This window comes from Kitasatospora sp. NPDC049285 (assembly GCF_040678815.1).
Taxonomy (GTDB): Bacteria; Actinomycetota; Actinomycetes; order Streptomycetales; family Streptomycetaceae; genus Kitasatospora.
In genome coordinates this window covers 1-16,024 of record NZ_JBFAQR010000070.1, presented here as the reverse complement: position 1 = coordinate 16,024, position 16,024 = coordinate 1, and the positions used below count along the sequence as shown (strand labels likewise).

The window sequence follows — 16,024 nt, the reverse complement described above, 5'->3', positions numbered from 1 at the left end:
GAGGCCGGTGCGAGGGTGGGTGGAGCCCGTTGCCCGGAGAACCCAGGAGGAGAGATGGGCCTGTCTGACCAGTTCAAGGACAAGGCGCAGCAGCTTGCCGAGCAGGCCAAGTCGGCGCTCGCTGACGGGAGTTCGAAGGCCGAGGAGGCCGAACGGAAAGCCCGCGAGACGGCCGAGGGCATGATGCCCGAGGGCCAGGAGTCCGCGGAGCAGGCACCGCCGGAAGGCGAGGGCGCCTGAACCCGCGCGAACCCCGTGACACCGGGACGGGCCCACGGCGGCCCGTCCCGGTGGCGTGTTCCGCGACGTAGTGTGACAACAGTGAGTGACACCGGGGGGAGGCCCACCCGAGGAGGAGACATGGGCATCTTCGACAGGTTCCGCCACAAGGCGGCCCAGCCCGCCACCGAGTCCGCGGAGCGCGCGGCCCTCGCCCACGACGAAGCCGCCGACGCGTTCGGCGACGGTGCCGAGAAGGCCCGCTCCGCGGCGGAACAGGCCCGCGAGGACGAACAGGCCGCCGAGGACATGACGGCCGAGGGAGACCCCTGGGGCTGACCCGCCCCCACCCCGGCGAACGCCGCTGCGACCCCCTCGCACCGGCGTTCGCCGCATTTCGCCCCGCCAAGCGTTTCGCCCCGCGGCGATCAGCACACCACACCCACCGCCCCGGGGCACCAGCCTCGCGCTCCGCAGGCCGCAGACCGCCGCCCGGCTCTCGTCGCTGCGCGGGCCGCAGGCCGGTGGCCCGGTACTTGTCGCTGCGCGGGCCGCAGGTCATTGGCCGGTACTTGTCGCTGCGCGGGCTGAAGGCCGCGGGCCGTTGGCTAGCTCTGGTCGTCCTCTCCGCTCTGCCGGCCGCAGGCCGCCGCCCGGTTCTTGCTGCTCTGCGCGTCAGCCGTCGCGGGGCGGGAGTGGGGGGCGGCGGAGGTCGGGGCGGGGGGTGGAGGGGGGTGGGGGGGTGGCGGCGGGGTTGGCGGTGAGGAGGTCGAGGGCGAGGGTGACCGCTGCGGCGAGGTCGGTGTGGGCGCCGCGGGCCCAGTCGTGGGGGGTGCGGATGACCTCGACGTCGGGGGCGACGCCGTGGTTCTCGACGGAGAAGCCGATGCCGCCGGTGAACCAGGAGGCGTTCTTGGGGACGGAGATCTGGGTGCCGTCGCCGAGGGCGTGGCGGCCGGTCATGCCGACCACGCCGCCCCAGGTGCGGGAGCCGACGACGGGGCCGAGGGCGAGGGCCTTGATGGCGGTGATGATGACGTCGCCGTCGGAGCTGGTGGCGTGGTCGGCGAGGGCGACCACCGGACCGCGGGGCGCGTCGCGGGGCCACCGGACGGGCTGCCGGCCGCGGGTGAAGTCCCAGGCCAGGACCCGGCGGTGGAGTTTCTCCAGGACGAGTTCGGAGACGTTCCCGCCGGCGTTCCCGCGGACGTCCAGCACCAGCGCGGGGCGCGCGAGTTCGGAGCGCAGGTCGCGGTTGAACTGGGCCCAGCCGGAGCCGCCGAGGTCGGGGATGTGCAGGTAGCCGCAGACACCGTTGCTGAACTCCCGTACCAGGTGGCGGCGTTTGGCGACCCAGTCCTGGTAGCGGATGGGCCGTTCGTCGGTGAGCGGGGTGACCGCGATCCGCCGGGTGCGGCCTTCGTGGCGGACGGTCAGCTCGACGGTGGTGCCGCCGGTGCCGGCCAGCAGCGGGGAGGGGCCGCGGACCGGGTCGGGCGGGCGGCCGTCGACGGCGAGCAGTTCGTCGCCGTCGTGCAGGCCGTAACCGGCCAGCGGGGCGCGGGCCTTGGGGTCGGAGGACTCGCCGGGCAGGATGCGGTCGACCCGCCAGCGGCCGTCCGGGTCGCGGTGCGCGTTGGCGCCGAGCAGGCCGAGCGGCTGCTGGGCGATGGCGGGGCCCTCGCCGCGGCGGGCGGGGGTGACGTAGGCGTGCGAGGTGCCGAGTTCGCCGAGGAGTTCGCGCAGCAGGTCGGCGAAGTCGTCGGGGGAGGCGATGCGGTCCAGCAACGGGGCGTACTGGTCGGTGAGTTCGGGCCAGTCGAGGCCGCACATGTCGGCGTCCCAGAACTGGTCGCGGACGATCCGGGCGGCCTCGTGGTAGGACTGTCGCCACTCCGCGGCGGGGTGCACGGTGTGGGTGATCCGGCGCAGGTCGACCGGGAGCGGGGCGGACGGGGCGGCCAGCGGGTAGAGCTTGAGGCTGCCGGCCGAGAAGACCGAGATCGCCGAGCCGTCGGCGGAGACCGCGAACCCGTCGAGCTGTTCGACCAGGGTGGTGCGGCGGCCGCGGGCCAGGTCGAAGTGCTCCAGGGCGGGGCGTCCGGAGGTGTCCTCGGGGTTGGCGAAGGTCTGGCCGAGCGCGCCGGAGATCGGCCAGCGCAGCCACACCACGCCGCCGCGGACCGCCGCGGTCGCCGAGTACTTGGAGGCGATCACCGGGAACGGCACCAGCCGCTTGCTGAGCCCCTCCTCGTCGACGTGCACGGTGCCGTCGCCGGTGGCCTCCTCCGGGTCGAGGCCGACCGGGGGGCGGCCCTCGGCGGGGGAGGCGAACGGTGACGGGGTGTCGGCGGCGAGCGGCACCAGGTACGGGCGGCAGCCGAGCGGGAAGGAGAGGTCGCCGGTGTGCACGTCGTGCACCGGGTCGAAGCCGCGCCAGGAGAGGAACACCAGGAAGCGGCCGTCCCGGGTGAAGACCGGGTGCTCGTCCTCGAAGCGGCCGCCGGTGACGTCGACGGTGCGCTCGGGGCGGTCCACCCGGGCGAGTTGGATCGAGCGCAGGGAGCGGCCGGCCACCGGCTGGGACCAGGTCAGCCACTGCGAGTCGGGGGAGAACGACGGGCTGGAGACCGGGCCGTAGCGGGAGGCGGCGACCTCGGTGACCGCGCCGTCGGCGACGGCGACCAGCAGCAGCCGGCCGTCCGAGCAGGCGACGGCGAGGTGGCGGCCGTCCGGGGCGGCGGTCAGCTCCTGGACGCGGCCGATCAGGCCGCCGGCGATCCGGCGGGGCTCGGCGGGCTCCTCGGCGCCCGCGGAGTCCTTGCCCGGCAGCGGCGCGAGCTCGATCGCGTCCTCGCCCTCGGCGTCGGTGACCCAGGCGGCCTGGCCGCCGTAGCCGAGTACGACCGGGAGCCGGCAGCGCACCCCCGGGGTGTCGGCGAGCACTCGGGCCGGGCCGTCCCGGTGGGTCAGCCAGTACAGGCTGCCGCGGACGTTGATCACCCCGGCCCGGCCGGTGGCGTCGCAGGCCAGGTCCTTGACGTTGTTGGCGGCGCCCACCTGGTACGGGCGGCGGCCGGTGCGGGCGCCGCCGAGCGGGACGTCGAGGCGGCGCGGGGCGGGGGCGTCCAGGGAGTCCAGCAGCCACAGGTCGCCGGCGTGCTGGTAGACGATCCGGGTGCCGTCGGTGGCGGCCTCGCGGGCGTAGAAGGCGTCGTGGTCGGTGTGCCGGCGCAGGTCGGCGCCGTCGGGGCGGACGGAGTAGAGGTTGCCGACGCCCTCGTGGTCGGAGAGGAAGGCGATCCGGGTGCCGTGCTCGGTGGCGACGGGCATCGGGGAGGCCAGGTGGCCGCGGTGGCCGGGCAGCAGCAGGTCGTGGTCGAGCCAGAGCCGGCCGGTGGCGCCGCCGCGGTAGCGCTTCCAGAACGCCGGCTCGTGCGGGGCCGCGTCGGTCAGCAGCACGGTGTGGCCCTCGCCCATCTGGGCGTCCGCGACCGGCCCCCACGGCATCCGGCGGCCCGGCGCGCCGTCCACGGGCAGCTCCCACGCCCAGGTGTAGTGCGCGAACGGCTCGTGGTACGAGGTCACCGCCAGCACCTCGCCGTTCGGCAGCCAGCCCCGCACCCGGGTGTCCAGGCTGCCCCAGTAGGTCAGCCGCACCGCCTCGCCGCCCGCCGCCGGCGCCGTGAACACCTCCGGCGTCAGCGCGAACCAGCTGGTCCAGGCGATCGTCGTGCCGTCCGGCGAGAGCCGCGGATGACTCACCCGGGTCCGGTCGCAACTCACCCGCCACGCCCGCCCCACCTCCCCGTCGGCCGCGAGCGGCGCGACCCAGACGTCGTCCTCGGCGGTGAAGGCGAGCAGACCGCCGCGTACATGGGGGTATCGCAGGTAACCGGGCACCATTCCATGGTTCGGTGCGGCGTGGAGGGTCGCAACGCGAGCGGGTTCCGGCGGCGGTGGCCTGCTGACGCGGGGTCAGTGAACCGGGGTTGCGGGCGCATTGACAGGGGATGGGCTCAGCCGCTTCAGTGGTCTAGTCCAACTCCCTGGTGCGTGCCGGTGCGGCGGCATGCCCCGGCCGGGAAACCCCACACTCCGGCCGGTGGAGGAAGGCGTCCCCCACAGACAGGCAGGAGCATCCCCACATGCGTACTCCCCGTAGGAAGCGGCTGCTCGCCGCGGGTACGGCCTGGGCGGTGGCGGCAGCGGGCGCTGTCGCGATCAGCTTCGGGCTGGCCACGTCGGCGTCGGCCGGCGAGTTCCTGGTGAACGGCGGCTTCGAGAGCGGGTCGCTGGGCCCGTGGAGCTGCACCGGCGGCACCGGCAGCGTGGTCACCGGCCACGCGCACACCGGCGGCTACGCGCTGGCCGGCGCGGCGTCGTCCAGCGACAGCGCGCAGTGCACCCAGACCGTCGCGGTCGCCCCGAACACCACCTACACGCTGAGCGCCTACGTGAACGGCGCGTACGTCTACCTCGGCGTCAACGGCGGCAGCTCGACCTGGACGCCGAGCACCGGCGGCGCCTACCAGAAGCTGTCGCTGAGCTTCACCACCACCGCCACCCAGACCAGCGCCACCGTCTTCACCCACGGCTGGTACGGCCAGGGCACCTACTACGCGGACGACGTCTCGCTGGACGGACCGGGCGCCCCCAGCCCGTCCCCGTCCGCGTCGGTCTCCAGCAGCCCGTCGGCCTCGGTCAGCGCCAGCCCCTCCGCCAGCGCCAGCCCGTCGACCAGCGCCAGCCCGAGCGCCAGCCCGTCCAGCTCCCCGACCACCACCCCGCCGCCGAGCGGCCACGCCCTGGTCGGCTACCTGCACGCCAGCTTCGCCAACGGCGCGGGCTACGTGCGGATGGCGGACGTGCCGGACAGCTGGGACATCATCGACCTCGCCTTCGGCGAGCCGGACTCGATCACCGGCGGCACCATCCACTTCAACCGCTGCCCGGTCAGCGAGTGCCCGAGCGTCGAGTCCGACGCCGACTTCAAGGCGGCCATCGCCGCCAAGCAGGCCAAGGGCAAGAAGGTGCTGCTGTCGATCGGCGGCCAGAACGGCGAGGTGCAGCTCACCACCACCGCCGCCCGCGACAACTTCGTCAACTCGGTCTCCTCGATCATCGACAAGTGGGGCCTGGACGGCCTCGACATCGACTTCGAGGGCCACTCGCTGTCGCTGAACACCGGCGACACCGACTTCAAGAACCCGACCACCCCGGTGATCACCAACCTGATCTCCGCGGTCAAGAGCCTGAAGGCCAAGTACGGCGCGAAGTTCCAGCTGACCATGGCGCCGGAGACCTTCTTCGTCCAACTCGGCTACCAGTACTACGGATCCGGCCCCTGGGGCGGCCAGGACCCGCGCGCCGGGGCGTTCCTGCCGGTGATCTACGCACTGCGCGACGACCTGACCGTGCTGCACGTCCAGGACTACAACTCCGGCTCGATCATGGGCCTGGACAACCAGTACCACAGCATGGGCGGCGCGGACTTCCACATCGCCATGACCGACATGCTGCTGGCCGGCTTCCCGGTGGCCGGCAACACCGCCAACATGTTCCCGGCGCTGAAGCCGTCCCAGGTCGCCATCGGCATGCCCGCCAACAGCTACGCCGGCAACGGCTACGTCGCGCCCGCCGCGGTCAACCAGGCGCTGGACTGCCTCACCAAGGGCACCAGCTGCGGCTCCTACAGCCCGCGGGCCGGCAAGCAGCCGAACCTGCGCGGCCTGATGACCTGGTCGATCAACTGGGACAAGTACAACGGGAACGAGTTCTCCAACAACTTCCACTCGTACTTCGGCTGATCCCCCCGCTCCACCGGCACCCCCCGCGGGCCGGCCGCCTCCCCGGCGGCCGGCCCGCGGCCGTTCGCGGGGCCCAGCGCCGCTGCCTAGCCTGGAGGGCAGGAGGTGATGGCGATGTTGGCAGAGGCCACGCTGTTCGCGGTGATCCCCGCGAGCGATCTCGACCGGGCCAAGCGGTTCTACCGCGACACGCTCGGCCTGACCCTCGCCGTCGATCGTCCGGAGTTTGTCAGCTTCCGCTCCGGCGACGGCGAGTTCCAGTTGTACGAGACGCCCCACGGAGGCAAGGCCGAACACACCCTGGCCAGCTGGAAGGTCTCCGACCTGGACGCCGAGATGGCCGAACTGCGCGGCCGCGGCGTGGTGTTCGAGGACTACGACTTCCCCGGGCTGAAGACCGTCGACGGGGTCGCCGAGGACGACGGCATGCGCGCCGCCTGGTTCAAGGACAGCGAAGGCAACGTCCTGTGCGTCAACGAGCTCCGCGAGTGACCGCGCCGCCCCGCGACACGCCGAAGGCCCCCCGCTCTCGCGGAGGGCCTTCGACCGTCTGTGCGCCGCCAGGGACTCGAACCCCGGACCCGCTGATTAAGAGTCAGCTGCTCTAACCAACTGAGCTAGCGGCGCGTGCTGACGGAGAGAACATTACCTGGTCAGCGGCCGAAACACACAATCGGCCCGGTCGGGGCCCGACGTATGCTGAGCCCGGCGAACCCAGCCCTGCCGAGAGGACCGACCGTGGGCCAGCTGTCACTGCTCTTCCTGGTGCTGCTCGCCTCGGTGATCACGATGCCGCTCGCCCGCCGGAGCCGGATCCCGCAGCCGGTGCTGATGACCCTGGTCGGCCTGGTCTTCGCGCTCGTCCCGCAGATCCCCAACGTGCAGATCAACCCCGAACTGATCCTGCCGATGGTGCTGCCCCCGCTGATCTTCGCGGTCGCCCGGCGCTCCTCGGTGCGCTACTTCAAGGCCAACATCCGCTCCATCCTGCTGCTCGCCGTCGCCCTGGTGGTGGTCACCACCACCGCCGTGGCCGGCGTCTTCTCCTGGCTGGTGCCCGCCGCGCCGATCGCCGCCGCCCTCGCCCTCGGCGCGCTGGTCTCCCCGCCCGACCCGGTCGCCGCCGTCGCGGTGGCCGGCTCGGTCGGACTGCCCCGCCGGCTGGTCGCCGTGCTGGAGAGCGAAGGCCTGTTCAACGACGTCACCGCGATCGTCATCTACTCGCTCGCCGTCGAGGCGGTGGTCGACGGCAACCTGTCCGCCGGCCGGGTGGTCGAACGCTTCCTGCTCTCCGCCGTGGTCGCGGTCGTCGTCGGCATCGGCCTCGGCTGGGCCAACGCCAAACTCGCCGGACTGCTCGACGACCCCACCCAGCAGGTCGCGCTCAACCTGCTGGTCCCGTTCGCCGCCTACACCCTCGCCGAGGAGGCGCACGGCTCCGGCGTGCTCGCCGTGGTGGTCTGCGCGCTCTACCTCGCCGACCGCGCCACCGACGCCGACGAGGTCTCCTACCGCCTGGTCGGCAACGCCTTCTGGGAGATCGTCGAGACCCTGATCACCGGCGTCGCCTTCGGCCTGATCGGCCTGGAGCTCTCCACCGTGCTCCGCGACGTCCGCGACACCTGGGAGACCATGATCGGCGACACCGCCATCGTCATCGCCGTGGTCGTCCTGCTGCGCCTGGTCTGGCTGCTGCCCGCGGCCTGGCTCTCCAAGCGGGTCACCCACGGCGACGAGGACACCCCGATCAGCTGGCGGGAGACCGTCGTGCTGTGGTGGTCCGGCATGCGCGGCGTCGCCACCGTCGCCCTCGCCCTCGGCGTCCCGCTCACCCTGCACGACGGGCTGCCCTTCCCCGCGCGCAACGAGATCGTCTTCATCGCCTTCAGCGTCGTCCTCTTCACCCTGGTGGTCCAGGGCCTGACCCTCCCTTACGTGGTCCGGCTGCTCGGGCTGGACACCGGCAGCGACGCCCACGAGAAGGCCGTCCGCGAACTCTGGTGGCGTGCGGCCAAGGCCGGACTGCACCGGCTCGGCGAACTCGAGGACGAGGACGAACTCCCCGCCGAGATCTCCGAACGCCTGCGCGAGCGCCAGCACGACCGACTCGCCCGGCTCTGCCCGGAGAAGTACGAGGAGGAAGAGGCGCTGGAGGCCAAGCGCCGCGGCAAGAAGTGGCGTCAGGCGTTCGCCGTCGAACAGGAGATGATCGCCGCCTCCCGGCGCGAGGTGCTCGTCGCCCGCGGCGAGTTCGGCGCCGACCCCGAGGTGGCCGACCAGGTGCTGCGCGCACTCGACCTGCAGTCGGCGCGGAAGTGACGCTCCGTCGACGCCTGCGCGCCCCACTCGCCGGCCGACCGGGTCGGGGCCCCCGCAGGGCATAGGGTTGGACCGGGCAAGGCCGTCGACGAAGCCGGCGCACGCACCGTACCCGCCGGACCAGGCGCGACCCTCCCGCCGGAACCCGCCGGTATCTGCACCCGGACGACCAAGGAGCAACCGATGTCGGACACCCCTGCCAACGGCCGCACCCCGTTGGACCGCACCCCGCAGTGGGCCGCGCTGGGGAAGCACCGCGCCGAGCTCGGCGAACAGCACCTGCGCGAGCTGTTCGCCGCCGACGCCGACCGCGGCAGCCGCTACACCCTCCAGGTCGGCGACCTCTTCCTCGACTACTCGAAGCACCTGGTCACCGACCGCACCCTGGACCTGCTGCGCGGACTCGCCGAGGCCACCGGCGTCGCCGAGCTGCGCGACGCGATGTTCCGCGGCGAGAAGATCAACATCACCGAGGACCGCGCCGTCCTGCACACCGCGCTGCGCGCCCCCCGCGGCGCCGTCATCGAGGTCGACGGCGAGAACGTCGTCCCCGCCGTGCACGCCGTGCTCGACAAGATGGCCGCCTTCTCGAACCGGGTCCGCTCCGGCGAGTGGACCGGCCACACCGGCAAGCGGATCCGCAACATCGTCAACATCGGCATCGGCGGCTCCGACCTCGGCCCCGCCATGGCCTACGAGGTGCTGCGCTCCTACACCGACCGCGACCTGACGGTCCGTTTCGTCTCCAACGTCGACGGCGCCGACCTGCACGAGGCCGTCCGCGACCTGGACGCCGCGGAGACCCTCTTCATCGTCGCCTCCAAGACCTTCACCACCATCGAGACGATCACCAACGCCGTCGCCGCGCGCACCTGGCTGCTGGACCAGCTCGGCACCGGGGACGACGCGGTGGCCAAGCACTTCGTGGCGCTCTCCACCAACGCCCAGGGCGTCGCCGACTTCGGCATCGACACCGCCAACATGTTCGAGTTCTGGGACTGGGTGGGCGGCCGCTACTCCTACGACTCGGCGATCGGCCTCTCGCTGATGCTCGCCATCGGGCCGGAGCACTTCCAGGAGATGCTCGAAGGCTTCCACGCCATGGACGAGCACTTCCGCACCGCGCCGGCGGAGCAGAACGCGCCGCTGCTGCTCGGCCTGCTCGGCGTCTGGTACGGCGCCTTCTTCGACGCCCAGTCGCACGCCGTGCTGCCGTACTCGCACTACCTGTCCAAGTTCACCGCCTACCTGCAGCAGCTGGACATGGAGTCCAACGGCAAGTCGGTCGACCGCGACGGCAACCCGGTGCAGTGGCAGACCGGCCCCGTGGTGTGGGGCACCCCCGGCACCAACGGCCAGCACGCCTACTACCAGCTGCTGCACCAGGGCACGAAGGTGATCCCCGCCGACTTCCTCGGCTTCGCCCGCCCCGTCGCCGACCTGCAGGACGGCCTGGTCGCCCAGCACGACCTGCTGATGGCCAACTTCTTCGCCCAGACCCAGGCGCTGGCCTTCGGCAAGACCGCCGAAGAGGTCGCCGCGGAGGGCGTCCCCGCCGAGCTGGTCCCGCACAAGACCTTCCGCGGCAACCACCCCACCACCACGATCCTCGCCACCGAGCTCACCCCCCGGGTGCTCGGCCAGCTCATCGCCCTCTACGAGCACAAGGTGTTCGTCCAAGGCGCGATCTGGAACATCGACTCCTTCGACCAGTGGGGCGTCGAACTCGGCAAGGTCCTCGCCAAGCGCATCGAGCCCGTCCTCCTCACCGGCGAGGGCACCGAGACGCTGGACGCCTCCACGGCCGGCCTGGTCGCCACGTACCGGACGCTGCGCGGCCGTTAATCCAGGAGTCAGTTGCACTATCCAGGGGCTCGGGGAACTGCGAGGCGAGTGACTGGTGGTCTGAGCTTGGCTGGGCGTCTTGGAGACCTCCATGCGCCCAGACCTCGCAGCGCCCCGTGACCCCGACCGCCACACACCCCCGCCGTTCCCCGGGCCCCTTGTGAGCTTCGCTCACCCGGCCCCTGGCGAAGCCAGTTCCGGGTCCCTAGATGCCTACTCTGGCCAGGAGTGATTCGGCGTGGGCGGTGGCCAGTTCGTTCGCCAGGACGGAGTCCGTTGCGGCGAGGGCGTCGGCTATCGCGAGGTGTTCGGTGTGGTCGGTGGCTGCGTGGCGGGTGGTGGCGGTGGCGGCGGCCGAGATGCGGAGTTGGCGGTCCCAGAGGGACTCGTACAGCGAGGTCAGGACGGGGTTGCCGGCTGCCCGGAGCAGGGTGAGGTGGAAGCGGCGGCCGGCCTCGACCGGGTGGCGGTCGGGGGTCTCGCAGGCGGCGCGCAGTTCGGCGGCAGCCGCTCGCATCGCGTCCGGCCCCTGCGCGGCGACCGCCTCGATCGCGGAGCGTTCGAAGAGCAGCCGGGCGTCCAGGACGTTCCTGGCCTCGCCGGGGGAGATCGGGACGACCTGGGCGCCGCGTTTGGGGTAGAGCCGCAGGAAGCCCTCGGACTGGAGGCGGAGGAAGGCCTCGCGGACCGGGGTGCGGGAGAGACCCAGCTCGGTGGCGACGGTGCCTTCGGAGAGCAGGGTGCCGCCGGGGTAACTGCCGTCCAGGAGACGGGTGCGGACGTGGTCGTAGGCCCGGTCGGCGGTGGTCTGGGCGTCGGTCACGTGGTCATTCTGCCATGCGGCCCGGTCTTGCATCCATGCATGCATCTATCGTTGCATCCAAGCTTGCATCTATGCTGTGCCGCATGGTTGCCCCGACACCGCCGAGTGCCCCGACACCGGCACCGCGCACCGCGCTGTTCGTGACCTGCCTGAACGACACGCTCTTCCCCGGGACCGGCCGGGCCACCGTGGCGCTCCTGCAGCGGCTCGGCGTGGCCGTGGACTTCCCGGCCGCACAGAGCTGCTGCGGGCAGATGCACTTCAACACCGGGTACCGCAGGGAGACCGCGCGGCTGGCCCGGCACTTCGTGGAGACCTTCGAGGGCTACGACGAGATCGTGGTGCCCTCGGCGTCCTGCGCCGGGATGCCCGCGGAGGCGTACGCGCTCGCGGCGGAGGCGGCGGGCGACCCGGGGCTGCTCCGGGCGGTCGAGGAAATGGCGCCCCGCGTATGGGAGTTGACGGCGTACCTGACCGACCGGCTGGGTGTGGTCGAGGTCGGGGCGTACTTCCCGCACCGGGTGACCTACCACCCGACCTGCCACAGCCTGCGGGCCTCCGCGCTGGGGGACCGGCCGTACCGGCTGCTGCGGGCGGTGCGCGGGATCGACTTCGTGGAGCTGCCCGCGCAGGAGGAGTGCTGCGGCTTCGGCGGCACGTTCGCGGTGAAGAACGCGGCGGTGTCCGGGGCGATGAACGGCGACAAGGCGCGGCACGTGCTGGAGACCGGGGCGCCGGTGCTGGCCGCCGTCGACAACTCGTGCCTGATGAACATCGGCGGGCGGCTCACCAGGGACGGGCATCCGGTGCGCACCGTGCACCTGGCGGAGATCCTGGCCCGCACCGAGGTGGACGGGCCGCTGGACGGGGTCCCGACGGTGGAGGCGGTGCGATGACCAGGTCGTTCCTGGGGTGGCCGGAGTTCCCGACGGCCGCGCGGAGTGCCGTCGGGGACGAGCAGTTGCGGGCCAACGTGCGGCGGGCCACCCACACCATCCGGGGCAAGCGGGCGGTGCTGGCCGCGGAGCGCCCCGACTGGGAGCAGCTGCGGGACGCCGCCGCGGCGATCAAGGACCGGGTACTGGCCGGTCTGGAGGAGTACCTGCTCCAGGTGGAGGAGAAGGTGACCGCGGCCGGCGGCACCGTGCACTGGGCGCGGGACGCCGCCGAGGCCAACCTGATCGTCACCCGGCTGGTCCGGGCCACCGGCGAGACGGAGATCGTCAAGGTCAAGTCGATGCTGACCGAGGAGATCGGCCTGGACGCCGCGCTGGAGGCCGCCGGGATCACCGCCCGGGAGACCGACCTGGCCGCCACCATCGTCCAGTTGGGCGACGACCTGCCCTCGCACGTGGTGGTGCCCGCGCTGCACCGCAACCGCACCGAGATCCGCGACATCTTCGTCCGCGAGATGGGCCGGCACGGCCGTCCCGCGCCGGAGGGGCTGAGCGACGACCCCGCCGAACTCGCCGAGGCCGCCCGGCTGCACCTGCGGGAGAAGTTCCTCGCCGCCAAGGTCGCGGTCTCCGGCGCCAACTTCGTGGTCGCCGAGACCGGAACCCTGGTGGTCGTCGAGTCCGAGGGCAACGGGCGGATGTGCCTGACCCTCGCCGACACCCTGATCTCGGTGGTCGGCATCGAGAAGACCGTGCCCACCTGGCAGGACCTGGAGGTCTTCCTGCAACTGCTGGCCCGCAACGCCACCGGCGAGCGGATGTCCCCCTACACCAGCACCTGGACCGGCGTCACCGACGGCGACGGACCCCGCGCCTTCCACCTGGTCCTGGTCGACCACGGCCGCACCCGCGCCCTGGCCGACCCGGTCGGACGCCAGGCCCTGCGCTGCATCCGCTGCGGCGCCTGCATGAACATCTGCCCCGTCTACGAACGCACCGGCGGCCACGCCTACGGCTCCGTCTACCCCGGCCCGATCGGCGCCATCCTCAACCCGCTGCTGCGCGGCCTCGACGAACCGCAGACCGCCTCGCTGCCCTACGCCTCCACGCTGTGCGGCGCCTGCAACGACGTGTGCCCCGTCCGGATCCGCTTCACCGACGTGCTGCTCGACCTGCGCGCGCAGGTCGCCGACGGCGGCCGGCACCCGGTGGAGCGCGTCGCACTCGGCGCGGTCGGCTCGGTGATGGAGCATCAGCGGGCGTGGAAGGCCGCCGTGAAGAGCGCAGGCCTGGTCGGTCCGCTGCTGCCCGAGCGGCTGCGGCTGCCCGGCGTCCTCGGCGGCTGGACCGACAGCCGGACGGTGCCCGCCGTCCCGAAGGAGTCGTTCCGGAGCTGGTGGAAACGGAACGAGAAGCAGGGTGTGAAGCAGGCCGAAAAGCAGGGCGAGAGGCGGAGCGACGTGCCGTCCGAGGGAGGAAGCGAGTGAGCGCGCGCGAGGAGATCCTGCGCCGGATCCGGGCCGCCGCGGTGCCTCCGGCGGGCGACGTCCCGCGCGGGTACCTGCGGGAGCTGCCGGGAGACCGGGCGGCCGTGGTGGAGCTGTTCGCCGAGCGGGTGGGGGAGTACGGCGCGACGGTGCTGCGCGGGCCGTCCGCCGCCGAACTGGTGGCCGCCGCGTTGGACGGCGTGCGGAGCGTGGTGGTGCCCGAGGGGCTGCCCGCCGCCTGGCTGGAGGGCTACCCGGGGGCGGTGCGTGCCGACGCGCCGCCGCTGTCCGCCACCGAACTCGACGGCACCGACGCCGTCCTGACGGTCTGTGCGACCGCCGTCGCCGAGTCCGGCACGCTGGTCCTGGACGCCGGCCCCGGTCAGGGCCGCCGCGCCGCCACCCTCCTGCCGGACCTGCACGTCTGCGTGGTCCGCGAGCCGCAGATCCACTCCGCCCTGCCCGGCGCGCTCGCCGTCCTCGACCCGCGCCGCCCGCTCACCTTCATCAGCGGACCCTCCGCCACCGCCGACATCGAGATGATCCGGGTCAAGGGCGTCCACGGCCCGCGCCGCCTGACGGTGGTCATCACGCCGTAGCGGACCGGCGCGGCCCGGCTGACGGTGCGTCGGTCACGGGGCGGCGGACGCCGTGGTGACCGGGACGGGAGTAGGGCCGTGCTGCGCGGTGTAGACGAGGGCGAGGCCGAGCGTGGCCGCCAGGGCGACGGCGGCGGTCCAGCCGAGGGCGCGGCGCAGGAAACGGTGGCGGCGGGCCCGGTGGTGGGCGCGAAGGGCGGCGGCCTCGGCGTCGGCGAGCTCGGCGTCGAGCCAGGCGGCCCAGTCGGAGTGGAGGTCGTCGGACGCCATGACCCGGACATTAGCAGCCCTTTACGCGCCGGAGACCCGGACATGACGGACGTCGGCACGACGGAAGAACGCCGAAGGCCCCCCGCTTCCGCGAGGGGCCTTCGACCGTCTGTGCGCCGCCAGGGACTCGAACCCCGGACCCGCTGATTAAGAGTCAGCTGCTCTAACCAACTGAGCTAGCGGCGCTTGCTGACGTGACGACTCTAGCAGCGGCCCGGGCGGGAACCAAAATCGATTCGCGCCGACCGGGCACGCGCCGGGCACCCCGCGTTCAGCAGGCGTTCGGCGCCCCGTCGTCACCGGCGTGCGACCGGCTGCGCGCCGCCCGGACACAGGCCCACAGCACCACGGACGCGCCCGGCAGCCAGGGCTCGCGGGTGTCCGGGGCGACGACCCAGCGGCCCGTCCCGCTGTCCGGCGCGTCGATCTCGCGCTGCACCGGCGGGACGGTGACCGCGTCCCCCACGCCGTGGCACAGCAGCGGCGGCACGTCCCGCGCCCACTCCTCCCACGCCAGCAGGGTGCGCAGCCGGCCGGCCGTACCGGGCTGGACGAACAGCAGCGTGCGGCCGCGGTACGCGGCGACCGGCCCGCACCCCGGACCGGAGGCCCAGAGCTCGTCGAGCACCCGCCGCCCGAACACGCCCGGCATGCTGATCACGTCGAAGACCCGGCCGCAGGGCAGCACCGCCGGCGCCCACGGACGGGCACCCCACAGCGCCCGCATGCTGCTGGGGTACTCACTGGCGGACGCCAGCCAGGCCTCCCCGGCCACCGTCACGTACTCCACGGATTGATAGGTCCAGATGTCCACCGAACCAGCGTGGACCGGTGCCGAAGCCGACCGGAGCGAAAGCGGCGTTCGCCGGACAGCGGGTGGTCCTCGGGCGTACCATCGCCCGCTGCATATGCCAGAGGCCTTTCGGCGGCCGGACTACTCCTCGCGCTGGCGGCGCTGCAGGGACCGGCCGTACTCGACCATCTTCACCGCGTAGTCGGGAGTCCAGTCGGCGCGGGCGGCGATCTCGGCCGCGGACAGGGCGTCGAACCGGCGCGGGTCGGCGAGCTGGGCGGCGGCGATGGCCTGGAAGTCGGTGGCGCGCTCCGCCGCGGCGCGGAACGCCAGCGCCAACTCGGTCGAACGGGTCAGCAGTTCGGCCGGGTCGGCGATCGACTCCAGGTCGAAGAAACGCTCCTGCTCGGACTCCTCGGCCGGCGGCTCGAAGATCAGCTGGGCCGGGCGGATCCGGCGCCCCTGACCGCCCGGCCCCGGCACGGCCGGCACGGCGGCCTGGGTCGGCGTGCCGTCCTGGTCGGACGCCTGCGGGTACGAGTCGGGCATGGCGGGGCACCTCCGGGTGATCTGGGGAAAGCGGCCGTCGTCCATTGTCGCGCGCGAACCGCCGGTAGCGGAACGGTGCACCCCGGGTCGCTATTCCCTGCGGGGCGGCGCGCGAAGGATCTTTCGCGCCGGGGGGATCTTCTTCGGGAGCTCGGGGAAGTTGCACTATCAGGGGCTCGGGGAACTGCGAGGCGAGTGGCGGATGGCCTCAGTACGGCTGGGCGTCTTGGAGACCTCTATGCGCCCAGACCTTCAGCGCCCTGTCACTCCGACTGCCACGCACTCCCGCCGTTCCCCGGGCCCCTTTCGGGGCCCTAGATGTATTGACCACGAGCGTTGTTGACGGTGGTCTGGCTTGATCAAACGTGAAGACCTCCGGTGTGGTGGAGCTGTCTAGGACTGCACCGCACCGGA

14 protein-coding genes and 2 tRNA genes are annotated in these 16,024 nt (G+C 72.7%); 9 read left to right on the top strand and 7 right to left on the bottom strand.

Annotation, left to right across the window (positions count from 1 at the left end):
• Window positions 1–54 precede the first annotated feature (54 nt).
• On the top strand, window positions 55–240 hold the full coding sequence (locus AB0K51_RS30190; protein WP_363460626.1) for a hypothetical protein: 186 nt from the start codon (window positions 55–57) through the stop codon (window positions 238–240).
• A 120-nt stretch (window positions 241–360) separates the two neighbouring features.
• Entirely contained in the window at window positions 361–558 is a 198-nt protein-coding gene (locus AB0K51_RS30185) for a hypothetical protein (protein ID WP_363460624.1), read from the top strand.
• Between the two features lie 336 nt (window positions 559–894).
• Here AB0K51_RS30185 and AB0K51_RS30180 read toward each other — a convergent pair whose 3' ends face one another.
• Entirely contained in the window at window positions 895–4,125 is a 3,231-nt protein-coding gene (locus tag AB0K51_RS30180; RefSeq protein WP_363460622.1) for a PDZ domain-containing protein, read from the bottom strand.
• A gap of 242 nt (window positions 4,126–4,367) precedes the next feature.
• On the opposite strand from AB0K51_RS30180, the gene AB0K51_RS30175 reads away from it, so the two are divergent.
• Window positions 4,368–6,029: a glycosyl hydrolase family 18 protein gene (locus AB0K51_RS30175; protein WP_363460620.1), complete on the top strand. Its 1,662-nt coding sequence runs from the start codon at window positions 4,368–4,370 to the stop codon at window positions 6,027–6,029.
• 108 nt (window positions 6,030–6,137) lie between these two features.
• Window positions 6,138–6,521, top strand: coding sequence for a VOC family protein (locus AB0K51_RS30170; RefSeq protein WP_363460618.1), 384 nt, complete (start codon window positions 6,138–6,140; stop codon window positions 6,519–6,521).
• Between the two features lie 61 nt (window positions 6,522–6,582).
• Here AB0K51_RS30170 and AB0K51_RS30165 read toward each other — a convergent pair.
• Window positions 6,583–6,656: transfer RNA gene (locus AB0K51_RS30165), tRNA-Lys, on the bottom strand.
• Between the two features lie 111 nt (window positions 6,657–6,767).
• On the opposite strand from AB0K51_RS30165, the gene AB0K51_RS30160 reads away from it, so the two are divergent.
• Both AB0K51_RS30160 and pgi read left to right on the top strand, forming a co-directional pair.
• Entirely contained in the window at window positions 6,768–8,348 is a 1,581-nt protein-coding gene (locus AB0K51_RS30160) for a Na+/H+ antiporter (RefSeq protein ID WP_363460616.1), read from the top strand.
• Between the two features lie 183 nt (window positions 8,349–8,531).
• Window positions 8,532–10,193 carry a glucose-6-phosphate isomerase gene (gene pgi / locus AB0K51_RS30155; RefSeq protein WP_363460614.1) on the top strand — a complete coding sequence of 554 codons (1,662 nt, stop codon included), beginning with the start codon at window positions 8,532–8,534 and terminating at the stop codon, window positions 10,191–10,193.
• 205 nt (window positions 10,194–10,398) lie between these two features.
• Here the strand turns inward: pgi and AB0K51_RS30150 are convergent, their stop codons facing one another.
• Window positions 10,399–11,016 carry a GntR family transcriptional regulator gene (locus tag AB0K51_RS30150; protein WP_363460612.1) on the bottom strand — a complete coding sequence of 206 codons (618 nt, stop codon included), beginning with the start codon at window positions 11,014–11,016 and terminating at the stop codon, window positions 10,399–10,401.
• 83 nt (window positions 11,017–11,099) lie between these two features.
• On the opposite strand from AB0K51_RS30150, the gene AB0K51_RS30145 reads away from it, so the two are divergent.
• Genes AB0K51_RS30145 through AB0K51_RS30135 form a run of 3 tightly spaced genes read left to right on the top strand, consistent with a single transcriptional unit; the run spans window position 11,100 to window position 13,998 of the window.
• On the top strand, window positions 11,100–11,912 hold the full coding sequence (locus tag AB0K51_RS30145) for a (Fe-S)-binding protein (protein ID WP_363460610.1): 813 nt from the start codon (window positions 11,100–11,102) through the stop codon (window positions 11,910–11,912).
• Complete coding sequence (locus tag AB0K51_RS30140) at window positions 11,909–13,399, top strand: lactate utilization protein B (protein WP_363460608.1); 1,491 nt, start codon at window positions 11,909–11,911, stop codon at window positions 13,397–13,399. The genes AB0K51_RS30145 and AB0K51_RS30140 overlap by 4 nt, the downstream gene beginning before the upstream one ends.
• Window positions 13,396–13,998 carry an LUD domain-containing protein gene (locus AB0K51_RS30135; RefSeq protein WP_363460606.1) on the top strand — a complete coding sequence of 201 codons (603 nt, stop codon included), beginning with the start codon at window positions 13,396–13,398 and terminating at the stop codon, window positions 13,996–13,998. The genes AB0K51_RS30140 and AB0K51_RS30135 overlap by 4 nt, the downstream gene beginning before the upstream one ends.
• Window positions 13,999–14,031: 33 nt before the next feature.
• Here the strand turns inward: AB0K51_RS30135 and AB0K51_RS30130 are convergent, their stop codons facing one another.
• The 4 genes from AB0K51_RS30130 to AB0K51_RS30115 all read right to left on the bottom strand — a co-directional run bounded on the left by AB0K51_RS30130 (window position 14,032) and on the right by AB0K51_RS30115 (window position 15,610).
• A complete protein-coding gene (locus AB0K51_RS30130; RefSeq protein WP_363460604.1) occupies window positions 14,032–14,268 on the bottom strand; it encodes a hypothetical protein in 237 nt (78 codons plus the stop codon).
• Between the two features lie 112 nt (window positions 14,269–14,380).
• Window positions 14,381–14,454: transfer RNA gene (locus AB0K51_RS30125), tRNA-Lys, on the bottom strand.
• An 85-nt stretch (window positions 14,455–14,539) separates the two neighbouring features.
• The gene (locus AB0K51_RS30120; protein WP_363460602.1) at window positions 14,540–15,082 is read right to left on the bottom strand and encodes a bifunctional DNA primase/polymerase; all 543 of its coding nucleotides are present in this window, start codon (window positions 15,080–15,082) and stop codon (window positions 14,540–14,542) included.
• Window positions 15,083–15,202: 120 nt separating this feature from the next.
• A complete protein-coding gene (locus AB0K51_RS30115) occupies window positions 15,203–15,610 on the bottom strand; it encodes a hypothetical protein (RefSeq protein ID WP_363460599.1) in 408 nt (135 codons plus the stop codon).
• Window positions 15,611–16,024: the final 414 nt, after the last annotated feature.